The 16,209-nt window shown below is 56.8% G+C and carries 8 protein-coding genes, 1 tRNA gene and 2 rRNA genes (1 of these 11 cut by a window edge); 5 read left to right on the top strand and 6 right to left on the bottom strand.

The window, feature by feature from the left end:
• The 3 genes from PAE61_RS14745 to PAE61_RS14735 all read left to right on the top strand — a co-directional run.
• A 23S ribosomal RNA gene (locus PAE61_RS14745) occupies positions 1 to 1,993 on the top strand (it extends 840 nt beyond the left edge of the window).
• A gap of 92 nt (positions 1,994 to 2,085) precedes the next feature.
• Positions 2,086 to 2,200: ribosomal RNA gene (gene rrf, locus PAE61_RS14740) — 5S ribosomal RNA — on the top strand.
• Positions 2,201 to 2,288: 88 nt separating this feature from the next.
• Positions 2,289 to 2,365 (top strand) — tRNA-Met (locus tag PAE61_RS14735).
• A 205-nt stretch (positions 2,366 to 2,570) separates the two neighbouring features.
• Here PAE61_RS14735 and PAE61_RS14730 read toward each other — a convergent pair.
• The 6 genes from PAE61_RS14730 to PAE61_RS14705 form a co-directional block, all read right to left on the bottom strand.
• Positions 2,571 to 3,437 (bottom strand): DNA adenine methylase, encoded by an 867-nt coding sequence (locus PAE61_RS14730; RefSeq protein ID WP_271113123.1) that lies wholly within the window; start codon positions 3,435 to 3,437, stop codon positions 2,571 to 2,573.
• 260 nt (positions 3,438 to 3,697) lie between these two features.
• Positions 3,698 to 4,455 (bottom strand): IS5 family transposase gene (locus PAE61_RS14725; RefSeq protein ID WP_271112567.1). Its coding sequence is split into 2 segments (ribosomal slippage): positions 3,698 to 4,119 and positions 4,119 to 4,455, totalling 759 coding nucleotides; the frame shifts between segments, so codons are not numbered across the junction.
• 98 nt (positions 4,456 to 4,553) lie between these two features.
• On the bottom strand, positions 4,554 to 9,731 hold the full coding sequence (locus tag PAE61_RS14720) for a DEAD/DEAH box helicase (protein WP_271113122.1): 5,178 nt from the start codon (positions 9,729 to 9,731) through the stop codon (positions 4,554 to 4,556).
• A gap of 296 nt (positions 9,732 to 10,027) precedes the next feature.
• Positions 10,028 to 11,413, bottom strand: a complete 1,386-nt coding sequence (locus PAE61_RS14715; RefSeq protein WP_271113075.1) for an IS1182 family transposase — start codon at positions 11,411 to 11,413, stop codon at positions 10,028 to 10,030.
• Positions 11,414 to 11,546: 133 nt separating this feature from the next.
• On the bottom strand, positions 11,547 to 11,975 hold the full coding sequence (locus tag PAE61_RS14710) for a hypothetical protein (protein WP_271113121.1): 429 nt from the start codon (positions 11,973 to 11,975) through the stop codon (positions 11,547 to 11,549).
• 7 nt (positions 11,976 to 11,982) lie between these two features.
• On the bottom strand, positions 11,983 to 12,789 hold the full coding sequence (locus PAE61_RS14705; protein WP_271113120.1) for a hypothetical protein: 807 nt from the start codon (positions 12,787 to 12,789) through the stop codon (positions 11,983 to 11,985).
• 84 nt (positions 12,790 to 12,873) lie between these two features.
• On the opposite strand from PAE61_RS14705, the gene PAE61_RS14700 reads away from it, so the two are divergent.
• Entirely contained in the window at positions 12,874 to 13,128 is a 255-nt protein-coding gene (locus PAE61_RS14700) for a helix-turn-helix domain-containing protein (RefSeq protein WP_353620361.1), read from the top strand.
• A gap of 976 nt (positions 13,129 to 14,104) precedes the next feature.
• On the top strand, positions 14,105 to 15,847 hold the full coding sequence (gene tnpC, locus PAE61_RS14695) for an IS66 family transposase (protein WP_271113119.1): 1,743 nt from the start codon (positions 14,105 to 14,107) through the stop codon (positions 15,845 to 15,847).
• The last annotated feature ends 362 nt before the right edge of the window (positions 15,848 to 16,209 follow it).

Here is a 16,209-nt window from a genome sequence, read left to right as displayed (position 1 = left end):
GAAAGCTATTTAGGTAGCGCCTCGGACGTATCCTCTCGGGGGTAGAGCACTGCATGGATGATGGGGGCCCACAGCCTTACTGAGTCTAAGCAAACTCCGAATACCGAGAAGGACTATCCGGGAGACACACGGCGGGTGCTAACGTCCGTCGTGGAGAGGGAAACAACCCTGACCAACAGCTAAGGCCCCCAATTCGTGGCTAAGTGGGAAAGCATGTGAGACTTCCAAAACAACCAGGAGGTTGGCTTAGAAGCAGCCATCCTTTAAAGATAGCGTAACAGCTCACTGGTCTAATTAAGAGGTCTTGCGGCGAAGATGTAACGGGGCTCAAGCCACGAGCCGAAGCTTTGGGTGCACGTAAGTGCGCGGTAGCGGAGCGTTCTGTGATATAGAACGCTGCCTCTTCTGATCCTTACCCGGGTCAGCGGAGGCATTGTTCTGACTGTGAAGCCGGGCCGTAAGGCATCCGGTGGAGTGATCAGAAGTGAGAATGTTGACATGAGTAGCGACAAACAGGGTGAGAGACCCTGTCGCCGAAAGTCCAAGGGTTCCTGCTTAAAGCTAATCTGAGCAGGGTAAGCCGGCCCCTAAGGCGAGGCCGAAAGGCGTAGTCGATGGGAACCAGGTTAATATTCCTGGGCCAGGAGATGGTGACGGATTGCGACGGTTGTTCTTCCTTACTGGATTGGAAGGGCCGCTTAGCAGTTCCTGGAAATAGCCCTCCATGAGACCGTACCCGAAACCGACACAGGTGGACTGGTAGAGAATACCAAGGCGCTTGAGAGAACCACATTTAAGGAACTCGGCAAAATACCTCCGTAAGTTCGCGAGAAGGAGGCCCGGTTTGCAGGCAACTGTGGGCCGGGGGCACAAACCAGGGGGTGGCGACTGTTTACTAAAAACACAGGGCTCTGCGAAGTCGCAAGACGACGTATAGGGTCTGACGCCTGCCCGGTGCCGGAAGGTTAAAAGGAGATGTGCAAGCATTGAATTGAAGCCCCGGTAAACGGCGGCCGTAACTATAACGGTCCTAAGGTAGCGAAATTCCTTGTCGGGTAAGTTCCGACCTGCACGAATGGCGTAACGACTTCCCCGCTGTCTCAAATGTGGACTCAGCGAAATTGAATTGTCTGTGAAGATGCAGACTTCCCGCGGTTAGACGGAAAGACCCCATGCACCTTTACTATAGCTTCGCACTGGCATCAGGACTGCGATGTGCAGGATAGGCGGTAGGCTTTGAAATCGGGACGCCAGTCTCGATGGAGCCATCCTTGAGATACCGCCCTTCGCACTCTTGATGTCTAACCGCGGCCCGTTATCCGGGTCCGGGACCCTGCGTGGTGGGTAGTTTGACTGGGGCGGTCGCCTCCCAAAGAGTAACGGAGGCGCGCGAAGGTTGGCTCAGAGCGGTCGGAAATCGCTCGTTGAGTGCAATGGCAGAAGCCAGCCTGACTGCAAGACTGACAAGTCGAGCAGAGTCGAAAGACGGCCATAGTGATCCGGTGGTCCCGAGTGGAAGGGCCATCGCTCAACGGATAAAAGGTACGCTGGGGATAACAGGCTGATGATGCCCAAGAGTCCATATCGACGGCATCGTTTGGCACCTCGATGTCGGCTCATCTCATCCTGGGGCTGGAGCAGGTCCCAAGGGTATGGCTGTTCGCCATTTAAAGAGGTACGTGAGCTGGGTTTAGAACGTCGTGAGACAGTTCGGTCCCTATCTGCCGTGGGTGTAGGATACTTGAGAGGAGTTGCCCCTAGTACGAGAGGACCGGGGTGAACGTTCCACTGGTGGACCAGTTGTCGTGCCAACGGCAGTGCTGGGTAGCTATGAACGGACAGGATAAACGCTGAAGGCATCTAAGCGTGAAGCCCCCCTCAAAACAAGGTATCCCTTGAGAGCCGTGGAAGACCACCACGTCGATAGGCCGGAGATGTAAGCACAGCAATGTGTTCAGTTGACCGGTACTAATGGCTCGATTGGCTTGATTTGATCCGGAAGTGGCCAGACCAGCCACTCCCAAAAGCATCCTTGGACAACATTACGCCCGGAAAACCGGCGCAACGCTGACGCTTCTTATCCGATCTGGTGGACATAGCACGAGCAAAACACCCGATCCCATCCCGAACTCGGCCGTTAAGTGCCGTAGCGCCAATGGTACTGCGTCTCAAGACGTGGGAGAGTAGGTCACCGCCAGATCTGATAAGAAGCGAATATCTCTCTAAACGATGAAAAACACGCACCAATCAAAAAAAGATCGGTGCACCCGTGCGCCAAGCACACCTGTCGCGGGGTAGAGCAGCCCGGTAGCTCGTCAGGCTCATAACCTGAAGGTCGTAGGTTCAAATCCTACCCCCGCAACCAGAAAAATTACAAACAAATCAAACGCTTGGATGGCGACTGAATCAGTCGGGCATCCTAATCGGCGTTTTACATCAACGCCACATCAACGTTTGAAGAGACGGGTGGATGAAAGGTCCTTGGCGGGTCAGCAGTTCGAGCGTTTACCAACGCATCGAGCCGCGGCTTAACGTGTCGCCAGCGAGCATCATCGGTACAGTTATACTTGCTAGGAAGCGATATCTGGGATTCTCTCAAGTGTGGATGGAACATCCACACTCTCGGCCGCGATAAGTATTTCACCTGCCACACGCTTCGTCTGGACCGAGTAGTTGACCTCGACGCGATGAAGCGGCTGGCTGCGATATAAAGCGCAGATTTCTGGCGCCTCATCGTAAGTGACGATCCATGGGCGATCCAGTGAAAGTATGCACTTGCTAAGATATTCGTGGTCGGCTGCCCTATAGAAGCTAGTGTAGAGGCTGGAACCTTTGTTGAAGTAGGGCGGATCGATGCAAAGCAGCGATTGGCGCGGCAATATTTTGTCAGCGTGACTTAGAAAATCAACGGCATCCAACCGAGTTAGGTGGATCCGCCTACGATATTTGGCAATACGAGAAATTCTTCGCGCGAGATCCTCTCGGTTGAATCGACAGTCAATTTTGTAGCTACCAGATTGTTCGAGCCCACCGATTACTCCAGCGCCTTTAATAATGCCGGAACGGTTAGTGCGGTTTAGAAAAAATGCTGCGAATCCGAGATCCAGTGGATTACTAAGATTCTCAGTAAGGTATATCTCCCGCTGCCGTCGCCATTCATCGACTGTGATGTCGGTGGTCATCACCTTTTCTATGATATCATCTGGCCGGTTGAGAACGGTGTCCCAGAATGCCCATATCGAAGGATCAATATCATTTAGATGAAGTTCGCTTACGTGACCGTCATAAAGCAGCGCCAACGCCAGACCCGCGCCGCCCGCGAACGGCTCTGCATAGGGGCGCCGATCAAGCTCATTCAGCCGAAGAATTGTCGCGACGAGATGGTAGAGGCCACTCTTCCCACCTGGATACCTTAAAGGCGAGAACGACCTAGGCATTCTTGGTTATCTCCTTGAGCGTTGCCAATATTAGCGGCCTCAGTGTATCCATATCGTTAATCAACTGAGGTGCATTAAAGTTTGCCGATACTGTGTGATGCTTGGTGATATTGCCTGCATCTGATATTCGCTCCACTGCTTTCACAGGGCCATTTAGCTCTTTCCCCGTTCCCAGACCCAGTGCAGTGAATTTATTCTTATTGTAAAAGTCTTTAAGGGGGGTCTTGTCGCCTCTACCTAGGCTCAGGACTCGTTCTTGATCATAACCAGAAGATGACGGTCGCGGCGAGCAGGATTGCAGAGAAGAAGGTCTCGGGGCAACGGTCGTATCGGGTGGCGACGCGCCTCCAATCCTTGAGTCGGCCGAACATGATTTCGATGCGGTTGCGGCGTTTGTATCGCCGCTTGTCGTATTTGACGGGTTTCTTGCGCGACTTCCGACCCGGGATGCAAACCTTTATCCCCTTGTTTTTCAAGGCATCTCTGAACCAGTCGGCATCATAGCCCCGATCGGCCAGCAGCCAATCCGCCTCCGGCAGGCTGTTCAGAAGTGCCGCTGCCCCGGTGTAATCACTGACTTGTCCGGCGGACATGAAGAACCCTATCGGCCGGCCCTTCGCGTCGGTGACGGCGTGCAGTTTCGTGTTCATGCCGCCTTTCGTTCGCCCGATCTGGCGCCCGCGCCCCCTTTTTTGATCCGCAGGCTCGAGGCCGTGCGGTGCGCTTTCAGATAGGCCGCGTCGATCATGATCGTATTGTGTTCGGCGCTCTCGGCGGCGAGGCCCACCATGATCCGGGCGAAGGTCCCGTTCTCGCTCCAGCGCTTCCAGCGGTTGTAGAGCGTCTTGGCGGGGCCGTAGTCCGTCGGCGCGTCGCACCATCGCAAGCCATTACGATTGATGAATATTATGCCGCTCAGCACACGCCGGTCGTCAACGCGTGGCTTGCCGTGAGATTTCGGGAAATAGGGTTTCAGACGCTCCATCTGCGCGTCAGTCAGCCAGAAAAGGTTGCTCATAAATCAGGTCTCCTTGCAGAGCCTGAATCACGCAAACAGCCCGAAATCAATGGGTCTGGAGCCTAACAAGATCTCCAGGAGTAAAATTCACAGTCATATCAACCTTCGAAATTCTTCATGAAGCCATCCGGCAGTTCTTGCGACGGCGCCGACGGCAATTCAAAAACGACCCAGCCCTTGTTTGCCGCGTCTGCCTCAGCTTCTGCAGTCAGGTCAGCGGTCGTCGCGGCAACCGCGAATGAACGCCAAACGAACTCAAATTCACGTCCCCCAAAGCTTGCGGGCATCGTATCGACTTGGGGAATGCCTGCTGCGATGAATGCCTCAAGCCATGGTGATGACACCGTTCCAGCGGTCGGCTTCGCAGCAAGGGAAATTGTGCCGCGTGCAAGATCGATCAGGAATTGCGCCACTTCCGGGCTCGAGCGGTCGATCAGCTCATGGTCCGGTTGGTTGAAGTAGGACAGCAGGCAACGGTAGCAGCCGCGAACACAGCTTCCGTCTTTCTTCTCCTGCAACAGATCCGCATCACCCGCCGCAATCGCAGCATCCACATTCTCGAAGTGCATCAGACCCAGCGCGGTCTTCGCTACCTCGTTGATTGCCTTTCCGTCATCAATCAGGCGCGTGAGCACGCCGGCGCCGCCTTCCGTTGCCTCGTAGGCAAGGATTGCGCGACGGTTGTCCCTCGCGGGCAGCGGTTCACCGAGGATTTCGCCTTCCTCCAACTGGAAAACCACCTCGATTCCCCGCAGCAACGCATGCTGAACCGTCGCAATTGTCTCGGGCTCATACTGCTCTGGCTTTTCGAAGCGGAACAACAGGGCATTCTTTCTGTCGCGGACAATCGGAACGATGCGAACCGGCTTGACCACGTCCGGCGGGACGTCCGTGTCGCTGTCCTCGTCGTCGGATTTCGCCCAGTATCCGGACCTCGGATCGATGTGGAAACCGAAGACCGTCTGGTCCTTTCGGCGCTTCAAGCCCTTGTTCAGTCTGCTGATTTCTGCGCTGTTGGCGTATTGCAGGGCCAAGAGCGAAGTCTCGCCACAGACGAATTTGGCGTTGGTCACTTGGACCTGCCCATCCTTCTTCGGCCAGGAGAAGACGGTCTGGATGTCAAAGCCCTGCCGAACGCGCTCTTCATCGTTCGCCGTGATGCGCTCAGTCGGGGCGGCCTCGACGTTGTCGATGCGCAGGGTCTTCTTGATGGGGACCTCACCCGCCATGTGGTTGTTGCACCCATGGCACCGCTCGACCTCGCCCTCATGCGATGCGCCACAGTTGGAGCAGATGTAGATATCCTTGGTCGCCAATTCCGATCCGTCGCCCTGACGCACCTCGGGCGGCAGTTTGGCTTTCATGACCCGGTAGGCGCGGCCCTCATGATAGATCAGACTGCGCGGGCCGAATTCGGAAATGGCCAGGAAGCGGGCTCTGGACAGGAATGACCCCGTCTTACCTTCGCCAGGAACAAACGCGTAGAGTGGCAGGCGCGGGAAGTTGTACCCGGGCAGGAAGCCCTCTGTTGCCAGATACCGATACGAATAGAAATCTGAGCCATTTGAGGCTTTGCCTTGTTCGAGGATGGCGATCTGATCCTGGGCTTGCATTTGCGCGGCTTTGATCTTGCGCCGGTCGGCTCCCGATAGCCCCGTAATCTCCGAACGCTTGTTGGCCTCGGCTAATTGCGTCCTGGCAGAACTATAAAGCTCCCGCCAACGGTCGAAGGCGCGGTCAAACTCCTTTGGGGCATTCATTGCCGTGTGAAGAACGAACTCGTCTGGATCGTCCATCCAGATCGGGGTTTGTCCTCCGTCGGACGCCAGAATCTGCTTCAAGACACGCGCCATAGGTCCCCGTGCCTGCGAGACCAGAGCGGGTTTCGAGATGACCGCCAGAACGTCCTCCTTCAGCGGGAATTTATCCCCGTGAAGGTCCAAAATCTCCGGGATATCGGGAGAAAGCGCCAGTTTCGCTTCCGCCAGCCACACCGCGTGCAGGTGCGATCGGACCAGCTCTTCATTGGTGATATCGAGCGCTGGCGGCCGCACGACACCGGCCACCATATCGTTGCGCCGTTCGAAGAAATACTGATCATGCGGAGACCCCGAGGCGCAGTAGGTCACGACAACTGCAGCCTGACCCGAGCGACCGGCACGACCAGCGCGTTGCGCGTAATTCGCCGGCGTAGGAGGAACGTTGCGCAAGTAGACAGCGTTCAAAGCGGAAATGTCGACGCCGAGCTCCATGGTCGGAGAGCAGAACAGCGCGGGCAGGAACCGGTCTGACTCGCCGGTTGCCCGAATTTCCGTGCGGTATTCCGAGGTGGCGAGGTGTTCCATGTCATCCTGTTCGAACCGGAACCGCCACTCGCGCCATTCACGCTGTTTCTGGGAAACCTGAGCTGTGTGCTCGCGTCCCTCCAGCCCCCAGTAGGAACTGCGCCCGTCGCCAAGGTCACTGGCAATCGCGGTATAGAGGTCGTGGAAATAACGGTTGCCGCGGTGGGTTTCATCATCGAGGGCCGGTCCCGGCACAAGCCGAACCGCAGATGGCGACAGGCGCCAGCCCGTCACATCGCTATCGAGTTCGACAGGCACCAGCAGCCCTTCGTCGCTCAGGAAGGCAAGCATCCCTTCCATGAACTCGTAGTACTCATCCTTGTTCAGCTTCGTGCCGAGAACGGACTTCCGGTTCACGAGCCGTGCGATCCGCGAATTCGAACCTGCCCGAAGAAGTGTTTGTTCTTCACGCAGCGTGACGACGTTCTTGCTGCCCGCGCGCAGGACAAGCGAGGACCGCGCTCGCGGATTTTCCTTTTGGTCAATTGCCCAAGGTGCCTGAAGCAGCATTCGGGATTTCTGGGCCACGCCGTCGAGGAGGGTCAGGTCCAAGGCTTCGGTCTGAACAGCCAGGCCCTCGAGCATCGCGGACAAAATCGCCTTGAGAATTGCCTGCCGCTGCTCGAGGCTGAGGTCTCCCAGCTCTGGATGGATGGCCATGAAGCGCTCGCGATCTTCAGAGATTTCCTCAAGGCCGAGGAAGTTCACGTCGATCAGGTTCAGGACAGACAAGCTGGGGTTGGTGAAGCGCCAACCGCGACGCAGGTCGGTCCAGACGCGATGGGCGAGAACCTTTGCGAGCGACCGCTGGGCATCTTCACGAATGATGGCACCAGCATTCGAATCCAGCAGCCAATGCTGGCGCGCCTCTTTGTTGGTGGCAGTGAAGCCAAGCGCCTTTACCACCTGCAGGCCGAACTCGTCTTCTGCGAGCCCACCTGAGCCAGCAGCAATGACCGCGCGAAGAATGGCTCCTCTCAACAGGCTTACGAACAGGAAGTCATTGAAATGGCCGGACTGCAGGGCTGCATCCTGACGGTTATCCGTGAACCCTAGAAGCTTCCGCTTCGTTTCGGGTACGCCGCTGCTAGGTTTGTTCATCCACTCCAGGGCGCTGGCTACGAGCAAGGTTGTAGCCGAGCTTCGCCCTTCGCCGGACAGACCCGCCAACTTGCTGCGCTCACGCATCCCCTGCGTCGGTTCGTCATGGCAGCACAGGCAGAACGCGAACTTTCCCGGGATGAACCAGAAATCGTTTCCGCCCGCTCCATGGCGACCATCAGCGCCCACGACGTAGGATACCGGCATACGCTTCTTGCGATACACTCTCAGCCGTTCAATGCCGTTTTTCTCTTCTCGCCAGCTTTCGGGGTAACCCTCAAGCTCGCCTGTGAACTGAAAGTCAGTATCGCCGGGCATCACCGGACAGAGATACCCTGCGACTTCGTCTTCCTCGGTATCGAGGGGTGTGTCGTCGATGCTTCGGGGCAGAAAGCGCAAACTCCCATCGTCGTCGACCTTGGTCACGACATGGTACTCTTGGCCACAGTTTCGGCAGAACCGCGTGGGGTAGAGGCGGTTGCCAGGGGCTTCTGGATCCTCGAGCTGTCCTTCCAGAAGGATCCGACGCGGCCTGGCTGTGAGCGTCGTAAAGACTTCGCCGGCACCGGAGATGAACCGGTGGAGTTTGAAGGCGAGAAAGGCTCCGTCCTTCGTGCCGCCGCGCTCATGCTCCGGAAGGCTTACCCGGGTCAGGAATTTTTCGAGATAATCTCGGCAGGTTTCGGCATCGACCGCACTGGCCAGAGAGAGCTTTTCGACGGCCTCTTCGAAAGGGATCGGCTTCTTCCTGCGAAGCTCAAGCCCATCTTCCAATCCGAGTTCGAGTTCGGCCCACACCGAGAGCGGATGGCGCTTCAGTGCTTTGTCATCGAACGCGTCCGGCAAAGGCTGCGTCAGGACCGTCTTCAAAGCGCCAAGGATGTGCTCGGTCTTAAGGGCGTCATCGGTCGCACGTTGCAAGGACTCGTCGATGACCGCGTCCGGGCCAATTTCGGTACCAAACAGACGCGACGCTACGTTCGCAACAGCAAGTGCGCGGCTCTCGTCTGATCCCTCGGAGGCCATCGTCGCCGAGGTCCCTATGCAGATTGGCTCCTTGTCAGGCGAGCACCTGTCCCGCAGGCGCCGAACGAGGACCGCGACATCGGCACCTTGGCGCCCGCGATAGGTATGGAGTTCGTCGAGAATGATGAACTCGAGACCGGACGCGTTCGAGACGACTTTCGAGTCCAGGTCGTCCTGACGCGTCAGAAGCAGTTCCGCCATCATGTAGTTCGTCAGGAGAACATCGGGCGGATTGGCAGCGATGCGCTCGCGTTCTTCACGGTTTTCCTGGCCGGTGTAGCGCTTGACCACCGGCTTGTGCTCATCGGGCAAACCGGAACCGGCGATGAACTTGTCGATCTCCTTCATCTGGCTGTTTGCCAGAGCGTTCATGGGGTAGACGATGATTGCCGTTGTGCGCCGCGGCTTTCCTGCGCGCCGCGCGCAGATGATCGAGTCGACAACCGGCACGAAGAAGCACAGGGATTTCCCCGAACCCGTGCCGGTAGTGACGACATAGCTCTTTCCTTGCTTCGCCTTCGCGATCGCCTCGGCTTGGTGCCGATGAAAGCGAAGAGGCGTGGTGCCAAACCGGAAAACCTTGCCCGTGCCGTCGTCGAGATCACCCGTGGCGACGAGTTCATCAACCGTCGGCCCCGCCATGAAGCGTGGGTTCAGAGACAAGAGGGCATCCGGCCAGAATTTTCCGGCGTCGTACTGGGCATCAATCTCGGATTTCAGGTCGGGTGCCCGAATTGCGCTAAATGAACGCGAAAAAAGCTCATATGCACGGATCAGTTGATGATCAAATTCAAACGCTTTCATTGGAGCCCTTCACTATCAGAGTTCTCGCAGTTTTCGGGAATACAAGCGTTCAGCGCAAGGGCGCGATTGATGATCCGATAAGTGCGGTGTTCGGATAAGAGAAACTTTCGTAAATTTAATACTTTCGTTGTGCAATGGCTTAATTTACTACGGCCCAGCCGAGCGGTAGCTTTGGCGAATGCGGCAGCGCAGCATGCTGACATTCCGAAGGTCTGCTCTGGGCCGATTCTGTGGAAAAACGCGTTGCCATCGGGGGCCTTTTGGACCGTTTCCTTCGGGTGCAAGCCTTTCTGGTGTCAGGCTTTTCGCGGATGCTGCGGTGCAGGAAAGATCTTGGCGAGTTTGCGGAGGTTCTGGGCGGTGGCGGCAAGGAGGAATTCGTCGTTCGCGCCGCAAGGTCCCCTTAGCCGCAGGCGCCCCAGCCCGAGGATGCGTTTCAGATGAGCAAACAGCATCTCGACCTTCTTGCGGAGCTTCATCGAGATTTCGTATTGGCGGGTCTTGGCGATGTCCCGGGCGATCTGGCGCGCATCTTCGTGTTCCTCGCGGGTGATTGATCTGGCATCGGCGTTCGGGCAGCACTTCTGTTTCGATGGGCAGGACTGGCAGGTCAGTTTCAGTGCGCGGTATTTGGCGGTTCCCTTGCCAGTCGGGCCGCGGTTCGGGTCCGAATAGTTGCGGCGGAACTGTTTGAGCCTGTGACCTTCCGGGCAGATGTATTGATCGTTCTCTGCATCCCATTCGAAGTCTGCCCGGGTCCAGGTGCCGTCATTGCGCCCGGACTTGTCGAAGACAGGGATATGCGGGGCAATGCCCCTGTCGACCAGCCAGCCCAACATCGGTCCGGTGCCGTAGGCGGTATCCGCGATCAGGCGTTCAGGATGCAGGTCGAACTTGTCTTTCACCCTCTTCAGCATGGTTTTGGTTGATCCGACCTCGGCCTGCCGGATGGATCGTGTCGCCTCGACATCGACAATCACGCCATGATCCGTGTCGATCAGGTAATTGTCGGAATAGCTGAAGAATGCCGGACCTTTGCGCGCCGCCGTCCATTGGCTGGCCGGGTCGGAATGTGAGGTGAATTTCGGATGGACCTCGCTGGCGGCGCCAAATGCGGCCTTGTCCAACGTGTCAAGGTATTCGCGCACGGCGCGGGGCGCATCCGAGGGGTCTATCAGCGTTGCATCCCAATCTTCCTTCGCTGTCGAGTTCTGCTTATTGGCATCCGCCTCGATCAGGCTGGCATCCACCGCCAGCCGCTGCCCGCTGACCAGCCCCTCCTCGATGCAGCGCGTGACGGTCATCTCGAACAGATGCCTCAGCAACTCGCTGTCGCGGAACCGCCCGTGCCGGTTCTTCGAAAACGTCGAATGATCCGGAACCCGGTCGCTGAGATCCAGGCGGCAGAACCAGCGATAGGCCAGATTCAGATGCACCTCTTCGCAAAGGCGCCGCTCCGAACGAATGCCGAAGCAATAGCCAACCAGCAGCATCCGGATCAGCAACTCGGGATCGACAGACGGCCGGCCGGTGTGGCTGTAGAAATCCGAAAGATGCGCACGGATGCTGCTGAGATCGACAAACCGATCAATGGACCGAAGAAGATGCTCCTGAGGAACATGATCCTCCAGTGAGAACTCGTAAAACAGCGCCGGCTGCGCCTCCTGCCGCGGTCCCATCATCGCCAATCCTCCCACCCATTGCAGGAATTGAATCAGCCAGATGCCCTTCAATCAAGCACGAGTTTTTCAACAAAATAGGCCGATCCTGTCGACTTTGCCCATCTGCCGCGTATGCGCGCATAGCTAGGCGTGATCAGGACGAGGCGGGGGGCCACCAGCATCTGGCGACCGAAGCGATCAAGGCTGGGAGTTCATCGGGATCACAGCTATCTAGATACTTCTTGGAGGCGACCCACTTCCGCTTGCCACGAGGGATCAGCTTTTTGAAGCTGCGGCTGATGGCATCGTTACCGCCAACTCGTCCCGGCATCAGCATCGGTAATGGCGCCGATGCAGACGTGGAGCGCATGTGTCCAGCGAAGTCTATCGCGCGCGGTGTCGGCTCGAAAACCTGAAATGTTCTCGGTCCGGCAGGCGTGGAGATGACGGTCTCCTGCACTTCTATCAGCCCGTAGATCATCAGCTTCTCGGCGCCGTGCAGCGGCAGATAGCCGGAATCCACGGCCATGGTGACTAGAAGCGCAATCAGGTCTTGGTTTTCTTCCGGGCTAAGCGGTTCCACGCCCGGCTCAAAGCTTCATATCGGATGGCTGCACGCCCTCGTCCGAAATCTGTTCCAGAATCTGCCGATCCGTTTCTTCAAGGTCCTGCCGCGCCAGATCGAAGTCGATCAGGCTGAAGCGCACGGTCGATTGCCCGGCCTCGGTCTCATAGCTCATCATGAAGACAGCGGAACATTCCGGCGGTGCGATGGGTTCGCGGTTATTGTCGAAAAAATAGCCCTTATAGGTCAGGCGCGAACAGGGTTCTTCCTGTTGCGGCGCCAGTTGACCTGACGGCGTCCAGACATATTTGACCATCCTTGCTCCGATGGGATCGGGTCCAACCCAACTCGGCGGGCCATAGAGGTCTTCCAGTTGAGCGGTCAGTTCGGCGGGATCGGGAAGACCGGCGTTCGGCTGGCGCATGTTTCGCAAGATGCTGATGACACGGCCTTCGAGGACAGGTGTGGCGTTTTTCAGCAGCACTTCTTCATAGGGCTGGTCGCCCATCCGGGTGTACAGGCTCACGCCCATGGTTTCGTAACCGATTGTGATATCCGCCTCGAACTGTCGTCCTTGAGGCGAGGTGACCGCCTGCTGCATGATGACAGGCGCAAGCGATCCACCCAGATGCTCTTCGAGCTGCGGCACGATATCTGCCGCGACCTGGCCGGGCTGAATGTCGAGAACCTTGTATGGATAGGGCCTTGCATCGGGCGCGGGCAGCGGAGTCAGGTCGTCGGCCAGTACGGGCGCGGTTGCGACCAGCAATACGCAGACAGCGGCAGTCAACCGCCGCGTGGTCAGGGCGAAAATGCGGGAGGGATACAGCAAAGGAAATCTCCTAATTCACAGTTTTCTTCATAATTCACAAAATACTTCATAGAGTCAAACCTGATTGACGCGTCTGCATCTGGCATGATGAATGCTGAAGATGCCCTTCTCGACGCCTTTGCAAAAACTCTGCGAAAGCAGCGCATTGCCACTGGTCTATCGCAGGAAGAACTGGCCCATCGGGCAGGAGTGAGCATGCGGTACGTGTCCTTGCTCGAAAGTCGGCGGCATCAGCCAAGCTTGGCAACGATCCATGGATTGTGTCGCGGGCTGAGCCTCTCGATGGCAGACTTGATGACAGCCGTGGAAGCTGAGTTGAATAAGCAGCGACTATCCTGAGATCACTTTAGGGGCGCGTTGCAGGTCAAATCGGCGGCTTTCCAAAAGGTATATGCAGGCTGGCGCTCATCGGCCCATAGCCAGTGACGATAGCAGGCTTGGGCATTGACGTAGCAGATCTACTCAAGGTGAACGCAGAGCATCAATGGATTTTGGTATGGACAGCCTCACGGCCTGACTATCGCCCGTTCCGGCCCGGTACTGTCTGTCTAGCGGCATTGAGGTGCTGCAAGGTGATCTGACCAGCCGAGCTTAGTTCGGAAGCCGCTGCCATGGCCGTGTTCATAAAATATTCGCCGGATGAAATTACAGCTAACCATATGATATAAAGTAAATATCCCTCAGAATGTCCTGTCGAAACCTCGCGGACCGACTCCAACGATCATCAATTTATCCGCGTTAAGGGATGTCTAATATTGACATTCCCATAGAATTGTGAGCGAGATACAAAAAACTATTGATCTATCTCGAATCGCATGCGACCAATAGGGTGGCTGAGGTTTGAGGTTTAGTTTTGCGCCCCCACGATGTCCAAATTGACCGCGAGAAACATGCCAAAGTAAAGTATTTGCTTGCTTTGGCCGGTTCATCGTTTTCGGACGTGGCCGCGCGGCTCGGCGTAAGCGCTTCGACTGTCAGCGCAGTTTCTCTCGGACGCAGCCGCTCACGGCGAATCGAGGCCGAGCTGTCTAAACGCGCTGGTGTGCCCGAGGCAGAGCTTTGGCCCGAAAGGCTGAGCGAAAAGCCGGAGGACGCCGCATGATCTGATCGGTCAACATGGGCTCTGAAAAGGCTGAGGCTCGGCGGATTGCAGTCCTAACCGAGCCTCGGAGAAATCGTTTGGTACGCGATTTTCTTTCCCGATCATCCCATCACACTTTGTGAAAGTCAACGGCATCCTGCCTCAGCGGGGTGGATGCCGCTGCCGTTCTTCGTTCAATAGATGGGAACGTCGCTTTGCGGCGAACAGCGTGGCATGGTCGACAGCCTTGAAAAAGTTTGCACCGAAATTGCTGCTGCCGTCGGGCCGCAGCTCGGCGCAGCTTTGACGAACCGCGTCATTGCGCTGGTGCGGGGCTTGGAGGCAAAGCATGCGACAGAGATAGATGTCTGGCACAAAATACACCAGAAGGCGGAGGAGAACGAACGAAAGGCGACTGCACGAAGCAAGGTTCTCACCGCCGAGGTGCGGAGCCTTCGCGCCAAAATCGAGCGTCTTCAACGGGACCTCGCCAAGAAGAACCAGATGGTGTTCGGATCAAAGGCTGACCGCCAGAAGCGGGAAGCGCCGACGGAAGCTGAAGAACAAATTACACAAGTCCCGGCATCCGCGTCTGATAGAGCGTCCGCAGCCACAAAGCGCCCCGCAAACGATCCTACAAGAGCCCAAGAAAAGTCGAAGAAGTCACGTAAAATAGCCCGTCGCGGCCCAAAGGACTACGGTGACTTGCCACGCGTCGAGGAGATCATGAGCGAGGGGCTCTGTGACTGCGGCGGAGGGACTCTCGGTTACGACATTCGGGAAGAGCTGATCGCTGTTCCCGCCCACTATTATATTCTCGTTCGCAAATACCCGAGACATCGCTGTTTGAAGGAGAACCGGATCATTGGCACCCCGTTTAAGCCGGCGATCTTTCCTGGCGGTGAGATGACGCACAGCGTCCTCGCCTACACCATGGTCGGAAAATTCGATTGGGCGTCGCCATATTATCGCCAAGAGCGCATCGCACGGCAGTCCGGCGTCAATATTCAGCGTTCGACCCTATCCCGGAACGTGAACAAGGTGACGAGCGAGGCCCTTGCTCCTATCTATGACATTCTGGAACGGCATATCCTCGACGAAAGCGCCGTGCTTCACATGGACGCTTCGGTGATCTATCGCCAAATCAATGGCAGGGGTAAGGTTGCGCACCGCGACCTTGTCGCGATTGCTCGCGATGGGCACGGCTATGGTGAGACATTGCCGCGAGCCGTGATCTACTACGTCTATCCATCGCTGACGCAAAAGGTGGTGGCGGAATTGCTTGGTGGCCGGCAGTTGACCGTGCAGCATGATGGGGCAGCGGTGTTCAATGAGCTTGGCCAAGCCGGAACCAGCCTTGCAGCGATCATCTCCACCGAATGCTGGGCGCATTGCCGACGATATTTCGTTGATGAATACAATTACAACAAGACGGCGCACGCCGATCATCTGATCGAGCTGATCGCCCGAATGTATCGGATCGAAGAGCAGATCCGCGGATCATCGCCGCGACAACGCAAACGGGTTAGGCGCCGCCTGACGACGCCGATAATGGCCGAGATCCATAGGCGGCTTCATGACTATAGGCCGCATCACCTGGAAAAAGGCGGCATGGGCAAGGCGATCAGCTATGCGTTGCGACGCTGGACCGGCCTGACACGCTTCCTTGACGACGGTCGGATCGAATTAGACAACAATAATGTCGAAAGGCTGTTCAAGGCACCGATCATAGCGCGCAAGAACTCCTTGTTCATTGGCAGCGACCTCGGCGAGCGGGCCTGGGCGATTTTGTTCTCGCTGATCCAAACCTGCCTGATGAACTCCGTCGATCCCTATCGGTATCTGCTTTGGGTGCTGGATGAGATCGCACGCAAGAAGCCGCGATCGGAATATGCCGAACTTCTGCCCTGGAACGCTCCCGAAAGCTGCCACGTTAAGAGGAAGCTGCCGAAAGCGAAACGGATAATCCTGGCATAAGGCAAAAGCCAATAGAAAGATCATGGCCCGAAAGGCCCGGAGGCGCTGCCCTTCGGGCCGTTTTCATCGCTGTATGTTTCTTCCTGTAGACCTGATAGCACGGATCACATTTTCCGCCTTGTTGGCCCCAGATCAACGCCTGCGCCGCCATATGCCTGCTGTTCTTCAGGGGCAAGCATGTGGGCAATTGGCAAGTCCACACCAACTCTGTTTCTGTTTTTGCAATAAAAACAGACGAATACCGTACGCAGCCGCCCTTTATATTGGCGGGTAGCGCCAATATAAAGGTAAACTGACGACCAGAAAATCCGGCAAATAGGGGGTAATTTGCACCGCTTACGTCAGTTTTGCATGCCGTTCCA

This window comes from Paracoccus aerodenitrificans, assembly GCF_027913215.1.
Classification (GTDB): Bacteria; Pseudomonadota; Alphaproteobacteria; order Rhodobacterales; family Rhodobacteraceae; genus Paracoccus; species Paracoccus aerodenitrificans.
This window is presented reverse-complemented; position numbering and strand designations above follow the sequence as displayed.

Coding starts and splice junctions, on each gene's coding strand:
- PAE61_RS14700 (WP_353620361.1), top strand. CDS start 12,874: ATGATGAATGCTGAAGATGCCCTTCTCGACGCCTTTGCAAAAACTCTG.
- PAE61_RS14730 (WP_271113123.1), bottom strand. CDS start 3,437: ATGCCTAGGTCGTTCTCGCCTTTAAGGTATCCAGGTGGGAAGAGTGGC.
- PAE61_RS14720 (WP_271113122.1), bottom strand. CDS start 9,731: ATGAAAGCGTTTGAATTTGATCATCAACTGATCCGTGCATATGAGCTT.
- tnpC (WP_271113119.1), top strand. CDS start 14,105: ATGGTCGACAGCCTTGAAAAAGTTTGCACCGAAATTGCTGCTGCCGTC.
- PAE61_RS14715 (WP_271113075.1), bottom strand. CDS start 11,413: ATGATGGGACCGCGGCAGGAGGCGCAGCCGGCGCTGTTTTACGAGTTC.